The organism is Streptomyces sp. NBC_00490 (genome assembly GCF_036013645.1).
Classification (GTDB): domain Bacteria; phylum Actinomycetota; class Actinomycetes; order Streptomycetales; family Streptomycetaceae; genus Streptomyces; species Streptomyces canus_F.
Genome location: NZ_CP107869.1, coordinates 8,825,997 through 8,838,326 on the forward strand (window position 1 = coordinate 8,825,997; position 12,330 = coordinate 8,838,326).

The 12,330-nt window shown below is 70.9% G+C and carries 10 protein-coding genes; 8 read left to right on the forward strand and 2 right to left on the reverse strand.

The window, feature by feature from the left end; all coding sequences use genetic code 11:
- Positions 1-142 precede the first annotated feature (142 nt).
- The 5 genes from OG381_RS40205 (at position 143) to OG381_RS40225 (ending at position 5,751) form a co-directional block, all read left to right on the forward strand.
- Positions 143-4,003 (forward strand): glycoside hydrolase family 2 TIM barrel-domain containing protein, encoded by a 3,861-nt coding sequence (locus OG381_RS40205; protein ID WP_327720888.1) that lies wholly within the window; start codon positions 143-145, stop codon positions 4,001-4,003.
- Positions 4,004-4,111: 108 nt separating this feature from the next.
- Positions 4,112-4,354, forward strand: coding sequence for a DUF5302 domain-containing protein (locus OG381_RS40210; protein WP_327720889.1), 243 nt, complete (start codon positions 4,112-4,114; stop codon positions 4,352-4,354).
- 335 nt (positions 4,355-4,689) lie between these two features.
- Positions 4,690-4,872, forward strand: coding sequence for a hypothetical protein (locus OG381_RS40215; protein ID WP_327720890.1), 183 nt, complete (start codon positions 4,690-4,692; stop codon positions 4,870-4,872).
- An 82-nt stretch (positions 4,873-4,954) separates the two neighbouring features.
- Positions 4,955-5,374, forward strand: coding sequence for an aspartate 1-decarboxylase (gene panD, locus OG381_RS40220; protein WP_327720891.1), 420 nt, complete (start codon positions 4,955-4,957; stop codon positions 5,372-5,374).
- A gap of 32 nt (positions 5,375-5,406) precedes the next feature.
- Positions 5,407-5,751, forward strand: a complete 345-nt coding sequence (locus OG381_RS40225) for a GNAT family N-acetyltransferase (protein ID WP_327720892.1) — start codon at positions 5,407-5,409, stop codon at positions 5,749-5,751.
- A 362-nt stretch (positions 5,752-6,113) separates the two neighbouring features.
- On the opposite strand, the gene gndA is transcribed toward OG381_RS40225, so the two are convergent.
- On the reverse strand, positions 6,114-7,553 hold the full coding sequence (gene gndA / locus OG381_RS40230; RefSeq protein WP_327720893.1) for an NADP-dependent phosphogluconate dehydrogenase: 1,440 nt from the start codon (positions 7,551-7,553) through the stop codon (positions 6,114-6,116).
- Positions 7,554-7,831: 278 nt separating this feature from the next.
- On the opposite strand from gndA, the gene OG381_RS40235 reads away from it, so the two are divergent.
- Positions 7,832-8,953 (forward strand): transglycosylase family protein, encoded by a 1,122-nt coding sequence (locus OG381_RS40235; RefSeq protein ID WP_327720894.1) that lies wholly within the window; start codon positions 7,832-7,834, stop codon positions 8,951-8,953.
- Between the two features lie 28 nt (positions 8,954-8,981).
- On the opposite strand, the gene OG381_RS40240 is transcribed toward OG381_RS40235, so the two are convergent.
- Entirely contained in the window at positions 8,982-10,148 is a 1,167-nt protein-coding gene (locus OG381_RS40240) for a DMT family transporter (protein ID WP_327720895.1), read from the reverse strand.
- 210 nt (positions 10,149-10,358) lie between these two features.
- Between OG381_RS40240 and OG381_RS40245 the strand changes: the two genes are divergently transcribed.
- Positions 10,359-11,108, forward strand: coding sequence for a (2Fe-2S)-binding protein (locus OG381_RS40245; protein ID WP_327720896.1), 750 nt, complete (start codon positions 10,359-10,361; stop codon positions 11,106-11,108).
- A 40-nt stretch (positions 11,109-11,148) separates the two neighbouring features.
- The gene (gene glgA, locus OG381_RS40250) at positions 11,149-12,303 is read left to right on the forward strand and encodes a glycogen synthase (protein WP_327720897.1); all 1,155 of its coding nucleotides are present in this window, start codon (positions 11,149-11,151) and stop codon (positions 12,301-12,303) included.
- The last annotated feature ends 27 nt before the right edge of the window (positions 12,304-12,330 follow it).

The window sequence follows — 12,330 nt, forward strand, 5'->3', positions numbered from 1 at the left end:
GGTTCGCACAAAGACCGACAACATCATTGCCTCGCTCGGGACGACAACCTAGTGTGCGTTCGGTTTCCCAACAGCACCGAACAGGATCTGACGCTCACTCAAGCAGTGCCCCCACACTGTCGTCCCGAGGAAGGCCACGGTCATGTCGCACTTTCCCGTGTCTCCCGTCAGCCGCCGCCGTCTGCTGGAGGGAGGTGCCGCCGTCCTCGGCGCGCTCGCCCTGCCCGGATCGATCACCGCGGCGCGAGCGGCCGACGCGGCGGCCACTCCCGAGTGGAACGGCAACATCGCCGTCTTCCGCCTGGGCTCCGAGCCGGCGCACACCACCCTCATGCCGTACGCGGACGTGAGACAGGCCCTGGCCGCGGACCGCTCCCGCTCCCTGTACCGGATGAGCCTCGACGGCAAGTGGAGGTTCGCGTACGCCGACCGCCCCGACGACCGCGACGCGGACTTCTACCGCACGGACGTCGACGACAGCGACTGGGACACCATCCCCGTCCCCTCCGCCTGGCAACTGCACGGCTACGACCGCCCGATCTACATCAACATCACCTACCCCTGGTGGGGCCCCAACGGCCTGGGCGAGGAGGCGCAGCCACCGGCCGCGCCGACCCGCCGCAACCCCGTGGGCCAGTACCGCCGCACCTTCACGGTCCCGCGCGACTGGAAGGGCCGGCGGACCTTCCTCCACTTCGAGGGGGTCAAGTCCGCCCACTACGTGTGGATAAACGGCGAGTTGGTCGGCTACCACGAGGACTCCTACGACCCCGCCGAGTACGACATCACCCCGCACCTGAAGCCGGGCACCAACCAGATCGCGGTCGAGGTCTACCGCTACTCCGACGGAGACTGGCTCGAGGACCAGGACATGATCCGGCTGAGCGGCATCTTCCGCTCGGTCTACCTGTACTCCACGCCCGCCGTGCACCTGCGCGACTTCAGGCTCGACACCCCGCTGAGCGACGACTACAAGGCGGCCGAACTGTCGGTCACCGCGAGCGTGCGGGACTACGGCGGCCGGGGCGGCGGGCGGTACTCCGTCGAGACCCAGCTGTACGACCCGAACGGGCACCCGGTCTGGCCCAGACCGCTCCAGCAGGCCGTCGCACTCGACTCCGGCAAGGAGGAGACCGTACAGGCCGCGAAGTCCGTCCCCCGGCCGCGGCTGTGGTCGGCCGAACACCCCGACCTCTACACCGCCGTGCTCCGCCTGCGCGACCCGGCGGGCAAGGTGATCGAGACCCTCTCCCACCGCGTCGGCCTGCGCGAGTTCGCGCTCAAGGACGGCCTGATGCGCATCAACGGCAAGCCGGTCTCCTTCCGGGGCACCAACCGCCACGAGATGCACCCGGTGCGCGGCTCGGCCCTCACCCGCGCGGAGATGATCCAGGACATCGAGATCATCAAGCGGCTGAACATCAACAGCGTCCGCACCTCGCACTACCCCAACAACCCGCAGTGGCTCGAACTCGCCGACGAGTACGGCCTGTACCTCGTCGACGAGACCAACCTCGAGACCCACGGCATCCGCGGCGAGTACCCCGGCAACCATGCCGACTGGACCGAGGCGTGCGTGGACCGCGCCCGCAACATGGTCCACCGCGACAAGAACCACGCCTCGGTGGTGATCTGGTCGCTCGGCAACGAGGCGGGCGGCGGCAGCACCTTCAACGCCATGTACGACTGGATCAGGTCGTACGACACCACCCGGGTCATCCAGTACGAGGGCGACGACCGCCCGGGCATGAGCGACATCCGCTCCGAGATGTACGACAGTCCCTCCCGCGTCGAGGCGCGTGCGAAGGACACGAACGACACCCGGCCGTACGTGATGATCGAGTACTCGCACGGCATGGGGAACTCCAACGGCAACTTCAAGAAGTACTGGGACATCGTCCGCCGCTACGACGTCCTCCAGGGCGGCTGGATATGGGACTTCGTCGACCAGGCCCTCGAGTGGCCCACGCCCACGCGCAAGCGGTTCACCGAGTCCGGACCGGCCGCACTGCGCGGCGAGATCCAGGCCCCCGCCGGCACGTTCACCCGCGCCGAGGGCATCTGTGGCGGCACCGTCTTCGCCCGCGACCCGGGCCTCGACCTCACCGGCTCCCTCACCCTGGAGGCCTGGGTCACCCCGCACGTGACCGGCTACCACCAGCCGATCCTCGCCAAGGGCGACACCCAGTACGCCCTCAAGCAGACGGACAGGAACCTGGAGTTCTTCATCTACGGCGGCGGCCAGTGGGTCAGCGTGAGCTGGGCGCTGCCGGACGACTGGACCGGGCGCGAGCACCACATCGCGGGCGTCTTCGACGCGGACGCGGGCACCCTGACCCTCCATGTCGACGGCGAGCCACGGGCCACCCGCACCACCACCCGACGCCCTTCGAACAACACCGCGTCCCTGTCCCTGGCCACCGACGTCGACAACCCCACCCGGGAGTTCAGCGGCACCATCCGACGGGCCCGGGTGTACGCCCGCGCACTGAGCGCCGCCGACCTCGCCGCCGCGGGCCGGGGACCCGGCGACGACGGCGTACGGTTCTGGTTCGACGCCGCCACCGTCGGCCTCACCGAGGAGCGGCCCCGGGACAGGACGTTCTACGCCTACGGCGGCGACTGGGCCGACAACCCCAACGACGGGGCCTTCTCCGGGGACGGCATCGTCACCGCCGACCGCGGACTCACCGGCAAGTCCGCCGAGGTCAAGCAGATCTACCAGGCGATCAACGCGGCCTGGGCGTCCGGTGGTCCGGGGACGGTGACCCTCACCAACGAGTACCTCTTCACCAACCTCCGTGAGTTCGACGGACGGTGGGAGCTCGTCGCCGACGGAAAGGCGGTCCGGCGCGGGAAGCTGAGCCGGGCCCAGCTGGACCTCGCGCCGCTGTCGAGCAAGGACATCACCGTGCCCTTGGAGGTGCCGGACGACCCGGCGCCGGGCGCGGAGTACTTCCTGCGGCTGTCCTTCACCACCAGGGAGACCACGAAGTGGGCCAAGGCCGGCTTCGAGGTGGCCAGGCAGCAACTCGCCGTCGACTCCGACAGCCCCGCCGTGACACCGCTGCCACTGGCCCGCGTCCCCGCCCTGAGCCACAAGGACGCCGGCGGGACGGTCACCGTCACGGGCAAGGGCTTCTCCGTCACCGTCGACAAGAAGACCGGCGTCATCACCTCCTACCGGGCCGGACGCGCCGAACTGATCACCTCCGGCCCCGCCCCCAACTTCTGGCGGGCCCCCACCGACAACGACCACGGCAACGGGCAGCACACCCGCAACCAGACCTGGCGCGACGCCGGTACCGGCCGCAAGGTCACCGACGTCGCCGTGAGCACCCTGGGCGACAAGGCCGTCGTGATCAAGGTCGCCGGCACCCTGCCCACCACCACCGAGTCGACGTACACCACCACGTACACGGTCTTCGGGAACGGCGAGATCAAGGTCGACAACACCCTGCACCCGGGCGCCTCCTCGCTGCCGTACATCCCGGAGGTGGGAACCCTGCTCTTCCTGCCCGCCCGGCTGGAGAAGCTGCGCTACTACGGCCGCGGGCCCGAGGAGAACCACTGGGACCGCAACAACGCCACCGACGTGGGCCTGTACTCGGGTACGGTCACCGGCCAGCGGACCTCCTACCTGCGCCCGCAGGAGAGCGGCAACAAGACCGACGTCCGCTGGATCGCCCTCACCGGCGGCGACGGCCCCGGGCTGCTCGTCTCCGGCGAACCGCTCCTGGAGGTCAACGCCTCCCACTTCACCCCGGAGGACCTCTCGGTCGGGGCCCGCCACGACTACCAGCTCACCCCGCGCAAGGAGGTCGTGCTGCGTCTGAGCCACCACCAGATGGGCGTCGGCGGCGACAACAGCTGGGGCGCGCACACCCACGACGAGTACAAACTGTTCGCCGACCGCGACTACGCCTACACCTACCGGCTGCGGCCGCTGACGGACGTGGACGAGGCGATGGAGGCGTCACGGAGGCCCACCGGCCTGGAGTGAGGCGAACCACGACGCGGCGGGGTCCCGGTGCGCGGCCGGGACCCGGCTCCCCGCACCGCCCCCGGCATGACAAGCTGTGCTTCCCCACCCCGAACCCAGGAGGTCACCATGACCGCAGATCCCGCATCCCCGGAAGGTTCGGAACCGGATGCCGCCGAGACGTCCCCTCTGACGCCGGACAGCGACGGCAACTACGACCTCAAGGCCAAGTTCCGCGAAGCCCTGGCCCGCAAGCGCGGTGCCCAGGCGGACGCCGCCGATGTCGCCGCCAACACCGACGCGTCGAAGGTACGTGCCGCACACGGCCCGGCTTCGAGCCAGCGCTCGTTCCGGCGCAAGAGCGGCGGCTGAGCCGACCGGTCGACGTAGCTGACGGCCCGGTGCGACGCCGGCGCGCCCGGCGTCCCCACCGGGGCCGTCCGCGTCACTGATCACTCCGGGGGAGGGGCCGCGGCGGATGACGGCTACGGAAGCGAGCCGGCAGGTCATCGAGCTGCTGCGTGCCCACGAGGACCGTGCCTCCCACGGCCGGGGATGCTCTCCCGAGACCATCGCCCGGGCCGAGCGCGAGATGGGTCTCACCTTCCCGCCGTCGTACCGCCTCCTGATCGAGGAGTTCGGCACGTGGGACGCGCCGCCCACACAGTTCCTCGGCGTCTGCCGAGGTCGACCTGCCACAGGAACTGATGGTGGTCCTCCTCGACGACGTGTGGCTGTTCGCCGTGCTCGACACGTCCCGGCCCGACGAGGACGGCGAGTACCCCGTGTTCGCCTGGAACCCGGGGGTCCTCGACGGCGGCCTGATGGAGAAGATCGCGGACAGTTTTGGCGAGTTCGCGCTCGAGGAGTGTGAGCAGAAGCTTGGCTGATCCGTAGGCGAATGGATGTACGCTGCCGCCAACGCCCTTGACCTCACCGCAGGCAGGGAGCAGACAAAACGGGAGCTTCCTCATGTTTCGTACCATGTTCAAGTCCAAGATCCACCGTGCCACCGTCACCCAGGCCGACCTGCACTACGTGGGATCGGTGACCATCGACGCGGACCTCCTCGACGCCGCCGACCTGCTGCCCGGCGAGCTCGTGCACATCGTCGACATCACCAACGGCGCCCGCCTGGAGACGTACGTCATCGAGGGCGAGCGCGGCTCCGGAGTGATCGGTATCAACGGGGCCGCCGCGCATCTCGTCCACCCCGGCGACCTGGTGATCATCATCAGTTACGCTCAAGTGGCCGATGCCGAGGCGCGGGCGCTGGAGCCGAGGGTCGTGCACGTGGACCGCGACAACCGGATCGTGGCCCTGGGCGCGGACCCGTCGGAGCCGGTGCCGGGCTCCGACCAGGAGCGCAGCCCGCAGTCGGTACCGGTCTGATCCCTGTACGGCATTCGACCAGGAGCATGCCCATGAGCGACATCGAGATCCGCGACGACCGTCCGGCGGGCCGCCTGGAGGCCCTCGGCGACGGTGAAGTCGTGGGCCGTATCGAGTACTTCGTCCTCGAATCGCCCGGGCGCGCCCTGGTCCCCGTCCACACGATCGTGGAACCGGCGCACGAGGGAAAGGGCATCGCGGGCTCCCTGGCCCGCGAGCTCTACGCCACCGCCCAGCGCGAGGGCGTCGTGGTGGCCCCGCTCTGCCCGTACGTCGTCAAGTGGGCCGAACGCCACCCCGAGGAGGCCCCGCCCGCCGACCCCGAGCTGCTCCGCGCGGCGAAGCGCTGGCTGGCGGCCCACCCCGGGCGCTTCTGACGCGGGCCATCCGGGTGACTGGGGCGGCGGACGCCGGGTACGCGGGGGAGTAGTCCAGAGCCGACGTCACCACAGGCTGGAGGACACGATGACCAACCCGTTCCCGGACCCCGTCCACCCGGGCCCGACCCCGGGCCCCCAACCGGACCCCCCACCGCAGCCGACCCCTCCGGCACCGGGCCCGGTCCCGACCCCCGACCCCGTGCCACCGTCCCCGGTCCCCCCGGGCCCGGAGCCGGTACCGAACCCCGAGCCGGGACCTCCGCTCTCGTAGAACACACAGGGTGGGCGGCGTGAAAACGCCGCCCACCCGGGTGTGTCCACAGGGGTGCGAGCAGCCCCCACCGGCCCGCACTACGCCACTACGCGGACACCTCGGACCGGTCCCCGCCCCACAGCGTGTGGAACGACCCCTCCTGGTCCACCCTCCGGTACGTGTGCGCCCCGAAGAAGTCCCGCTGTCCCTGCGTCAGCGCCGCGGGCAGCCGCTCGGAACGCAGCCCGTCGTAGTACGCCAGCGCCGCCGAGAAGCCCGGCGTGGGCACGCCCTGCCGGGTCGCCGCGACGATCACCTCACGCCAGTCGTCCTGCGCGTCGGCGATCTCCCGAGCGAACGTCTCGTCGGACAGCAGACTCGGCAGATCGGCCCGCGTGTCGTACGCGGCCCGGATCCGGTCCAGGAACGCGGCGCGAATGATGCACCCACCGCGCCAGATGGCGGACACCGCGCCGAGGTCGATGTCCCACGAGTACTCCTCGCGGGCGGCCGCGATCTCGTGGAAGCCCTGCGTGTACGACACGATCTTCGAGGCGTACAGCGCCTGCTCGACACGGTCGGCGAACGCGCCGGCCTCCGCCTCGCTCAGCGCGGTCGCCGTGGGCCCCGCCAGGCCCCGCGAGGCCTCCCGCAGTTCGGCGTGCCCGGACAGCGACCGGGCGAAGACCGCCTCGGCGATGCCGGAGACCGGGACGCCGAGGTCGAGGGCGATCTGCACCGTCCACCGCCCGGTGCCCTTCTGCTCCGCCTGGTCCACGACCACGTCCACGAAGGGCTTGCCGGTCGCCGCGTCCACGTGGGACAGCACCTCGGCGGTGATCTCGATCAGGTAGGAGTCCAGCCGGCCCGTGTTCCAGGTCCGGAAGATGTCCGCGATCTGCGCGGGCGAGTACCCGGCGACATCGCGGAGCAGCTGGTACGCCTCGCCGATCAGCTGCATGTCGGCGTACTCGATGCCGTTGTGCACCATCTTCACGAAGTGCCCCGCGCCGTCCGGACCGACGTGCGTCACACAGGGCGCACCGTCGGCCGCCTTCGCGGAGATCTTCTCCAGCATGGGTCCGAGCGAGTCGTACGACTCCTTCGGGCCGCCCGGCATGATGCTCGGTCCGTTGAGCGCGCCCTCCTCGCCGCCGGAGACGCCCATGCCGACGAAGTGGATGCCCTGCTCGCGCAGCGCCTTCTCGCGGCGGCGGGTGTCCGCGAAGTGCGCGTTGCCACCGTCGATGATCATGTCGCCGGGCTCCAGGAGCGGCGCGAACTCGTCGATCACCGCGTCCGTCGGATCGCCCGCCTTGACCATGATGACCAGCCGCCGCGGCCGCTCCAGTGCCGCCACGAACTCCTTGGCGGTCTCCGCCGCGATGAAGTCGCCCTCGTCCCCGAACTCCTCGACCAGGGCGTGCGTACGCGCCGCCGTCCGGTTGTGCAACGCGACCGTGTAGCCGTTGCGCGCGAAGTTCCGGGCGAGATTGCGGCCCATGACCGCGAGTCCGGTGACGCCGATCTGGGCTGTATTGCTCATTCGGTTGGCTCCTAAAGGATCCGGTATCGGTGGTGCCGGTCGTGCTCGTCAGTATCGCCCCACCGGCCATCCTGACGTGCCGCTGTGCCGGGCGCATGTCCGGGGTGCCCGGCGTGACGTACGCAGATACGGACGACGGCCCCGTCCGCCTCAGCCGTTGGTGAAAGCGCGGCGCGTTCCTGCTTGTTCGCGGTGCAGGGCGGCTGATTGCCGTCTTGTCATGGCCTGTTCGGGGCGCTTACTTTTGGCCCTCCTGACGAATGTCGAGGGGGAGCTCCATGGCCGTACGCGGCCGGCACCGCCGGTATCAGCCGAACAGGATCAACCGCGCCTCACTCACCGTCACGGCGGGCGGTGCCGGAATGGCGATGCCGCTCATCGGCGCCGGCACGGCCCAGGCGGCCGACGTGGACACCTGGAACAAGGTCGCCGCGTGCGAGTCGACGAACAACTGGAGCATCAACACCGGCAACGGGTACTACGGCGGACTGCAGTTCACCCAGTCCACCTGGGAGGCGTTCGGCGGCACGCGGTACGCGCCGCGGGCCGATCTCGCCACCAAGGACGAGCAGATCGCCGTGGCCGAGAAGGTGCTGGACGGGCAGGGGCCGGGAGCCTGGCCGGCGTGCTCGGTCGAGGCCGGGCTCACCCGCGGCGGCGACACCCCGGACATCCACCCCGCCGGGTCCACCAAGAGCTCCGTCCAGGACGTACAGCCGCAGACCACGCCCCAGTCCCGGGCCGGGACGGCCGAGATGTACACCGTGGTCCACGGCGACAGCCTCTCCGGCATCGCCGAGCGGGAGGACGTCAAGGGCGGCTGGCAGCGGCTCTACGCCGCGAACCGGAAGGCCATCGGGGCCGATCCCGACCTCATCCTGCCGGGGCAGCGGCTCAGTCTGCGGGGCAAGGCGGTCACGACGACCACCGAGACGTCCTCCAAGTCGACGTCGGAGAAGTCCGGTTCGGACACCGAGGAGACGCGGGAGACGAGTCGTTCCCTCGTGGCGCCGGTCGACGCCCCCACCGGAACGCCGTACCACAAGGCGGGTTCGTCCTGGTCGAAGGGCTATCACACCGGCGTCGACTTCGCCGTCGCCACCGGTACCTCCGTGAAGGCGGTCGCCGCGGGGCGGGTGGTCAGTTCCGGGTGGTCCGGTTCGTTCGGCTACCAGGTGGTGATCCGGCACGGGGACGGCAGGTACACCCAGTACGCGCATCTGTCGGCGATCTCCGTGAAGAGCGGACAGGGCGTCGGCGCCGGCCAGCGGATCGGGCGCTCCGGGTCCACGGGCAACAGCACGGGCCCGCATCTGCACTTCGAGGTGCGGACGGGGCCCGGCTTCGGCACCGACATCGATCCGGTCGCGTATCTGCGGACGGGCGGGGTCAGGCTCTGAGGTCTGTCGGGGCCGGGGTCGCGTGCGGTCAGGATTTGACACGCATGCGATGGCGGTCCGGGACCGGCATCGGGACGTACGACGCGCCGTAGAGCGGGCCGTAGAGGAAGACCGGGGCGTCGTCGGGGTCCTGCGGCGCGAGGTCCTGGACCGACTCCGGCGCCGGGACCAGGACCTCCTCCCGGACCGCCGACTGCTCGGGGAGGCCGGCGAGGAGCTGCTCGGCGGTGACGGGCTCGGCCAGGCCGGCCAGCAGCTTCTGGGCGGTGACCGCTTCCGGGACGTTCACCCTGGCGCTCGGCACGCTCACCCGCGCGGCAGGCTCGGGGAGCGCCGCGGCGGGCTCGGGCAGTGCCGGCGTCTCGGTGCGTGCGAGCCGCTCGGTCGTCAGCAGGATCAGACCGCCCGCCGTCACCACGGCGCAGCCCAGGGCGAGCACGGTGCCCGTGGTGCCGTAGCGGAAGGTCTCACCGAACATCGTGATGCCGACCGCGGCCGCGGCCACCGGGTTCACGACCGTGAGGGTCGCCAGCGGGGCCGCGAGACCGGCGCCGCGGTAGGAGGCCTGGGAGAGCAGCACACCGGCCGTGGCCAGGACGCCGATCACGGCCAGGGAGGGCACGTCCGCCGTGGACACACCGCCGGTCCAGTCGACCGCGACGGTCTTGGTGAAGACCGAGGACATGCCGAACGCGATGCCGGACGCGGTGGCGAGCAGGATGCTGCGCACCGCCGGGTGCCGGTGGGCCGCCCGGCCCGCGATCATCAGCGCGACGACGGCGAGGCCGGTGGCCGTGGCGACCGCCACCCGCTGTGTCGTGCCCAGCGACTGTGCGTCGGAGGTGCCGACCAGGGAGAGCAGACCGGCCAGACCCACGGTCGACATGATCGCGCCGCGCCAGGCCGTCGCCCCGGCCTTGCGGCGCACGAACAGCGCCGCCATGGGCAGGGCGAACACGATGGTCAGGGCGCCCAGCGGCTGCACCAGGCTCAGCGGGCCGTACGCCAGCGCCACCACGTGCAGCAGTCCGCCGAGACCGTTCAGCGCGACCGCCGCCCACCAGCTCGCCCGCCGCAGGGGCGCGAACTGCTGCTCGGGGGAGGACACCGCGACCTGCTCCTGGACGATCGCCCCACCGGCGTACGCGACGGCGGAAACGAGCGACAGGACCACGGACAACGCGAGGGCGCTCATGAGCTGCTCCTCTGCGAGAGGCAGGGGCGGTGGCCCCGGCGCGGCGAACGGTCGGCTTCCATGTGCAACACGATGCCGCGAAAAGCCATTCCCGTCGTCGTACCTGAGCAGGCAATGGGTCCTACTGCCGATGGAGTACTACGGAGGGTGTGTCCTCCCCAAGGTGGGTGACACCACGCAGAGCCCCGCTGGGGGAACCCCCTAGGGGCCTTGGTACTACTGCTCTTCGTGGACCTCGACGCCGATCTCGCCGCGCTCCGCCCGCTCGGCGGCTTCTTCCTCCTACGCACGGGTGCGGCGCCGCGTTCAACACTGCCGACGCTAGCTCAGACGTACGAAGATGGAAAGTGTGATGTTTACGGAAATTCCATGACTTTCCGTATCCAAAAGGTCTCAGCCCTGCTGAGCGCACCCGAGCCGCGCGTCGCCGCCTCGCTCGCCCACCAGGGACTCGCCTCCCGGCTGTGGTCGGCGGCGCTCGGCTGTGCCGTCCTGTACGGCCGCATCCCCGACCTGGACGCCCGGCTCGTGCGCTGGGACGCCGACGGCAGCGCCCCCGACGACCTGTGGCTCACCGAGGTCCGCCCGCTGCCCGGGGACGCCGCGAGCCTCGCCGACGCCGTCCTCGTGGGCCACCTCGAACCGCTGGCGGAGGCGCTGCGCACCCGGTACGGGGTCGCGGCCGGTCTGCTGCGCGGCAACGCGGCCTCCGCGCTGGCCGGCGCCGCCCGGCAGCTGGCGGGATGGGCGCGGGCGAACGGCCGTCCCGAAGCCGTCGACCGCACCGGCGCCCTGCTCGCGGACCTCCTCGCCCATCCCGGTCTCGCCGGAACGCTCGACGCGGGCACCCGCCGGCGGCGCAGTTGCTGCCTCTATTACCGCGTGCCCGGCGGGGGTGTCTGCGGGGACTGTTGCTTCACACGGCCCCCGCGGTCTTCCCCGGGCGCCGCATCTGGGTGACCATGAAGAGCAATCAGCCGCTGAGATCAGGGGGTTCCGGGTGCGAGTGGGACTGCTGACCCGGGAGTACCCGCCGGATGTGTACGGCGGCGCGGGCGTCCATGTCGAGTTCCTCGCCCGGGAGTTGAGCTCCCTGATCGACCTCGACGTGCACTGCTGGGGCGAGGGCCGCGCGGAGGGCGTCGCACGCCATCGCCCCTGGCCCGTCCTGGACACCGCCAACGACGCGCTGCGCACCTTCTCCGTGGACCTCGCGATGACCGCGGGTCTCGAAGGCCGCGAACTCGTCCACTCGCACACCTGGTACGCCAACCTCGCCGGCCACCTCGGCAAGCTGCTGTACGGCATCCCGCACGTGATGACCGCCCACTCGCTGGAGCCGCTGCGCCCCTGGAAGGCCGAGCAGCTCGGCGGCGGGTACGCCCTGTCGAGCTGGGCCGAGCGCACCGCGATCGAGTCCGCCGACGCGGTGATCGCCGTGTCGGGAGCGATGCGCGAGGACATCCTGGCCTGCTACCCGGCCCTGGACCCGGCCCGGGTGCACGTCGTGCACAACGGCATCGACACCGCGCTCTACCGGCCCGACCACGGCACCGAGGCCCTCACCCGCATCGGGGTCGACCCGGACCGCCCCTTCGTGCTCTTCGTCGGCCGCATCACCCGGCAGAAGGGCGTGCCCCATCTGTTGCGCGCGGTGCGCGACATCGATCCGGCCGCTCAGGTCGTGCTGTGCGCCGGGGCGCCGGACACACCGGAGATCGACCGCGAGTTCCGCGAGCTGTTCCAGGAGCTGAGCAGCGTCCGCGAGGGCGTCCACTGGATCCCGCAGATGCTGCCGCGTCCGGATGTGATCCAACTGCTCACACACGCCGCCGTGTTCGTCTGCCCTTCGGTGTACGAACCTCTCGGGATCGTCAACCTGGAGGCCATGGCGTGCGGAACCCCCGTGGTGGCCTCGCGGATCGGTGGTATCCCGGAGGTCGTCGAGGACGGCAAGACCGGTGTGCTCGTCCCGGTGGACGACGATTTCGAGCCCGCGCTGGCACGCGCGCTGGACTCGGTCCTCGGTGATCCGGAGGGCGCCCGGCGGATGGGCGAGGCCGGACGGGAGCGCGCCGTGGGCGAGTTCGGCTGGGACGCGGTGGCGCGGCGGACGGTGCGGCTCTATGAGGAGATCCTCAAACAGGCGTACTAGAGGCCGGTCCAGGGCAGGCATGGATCA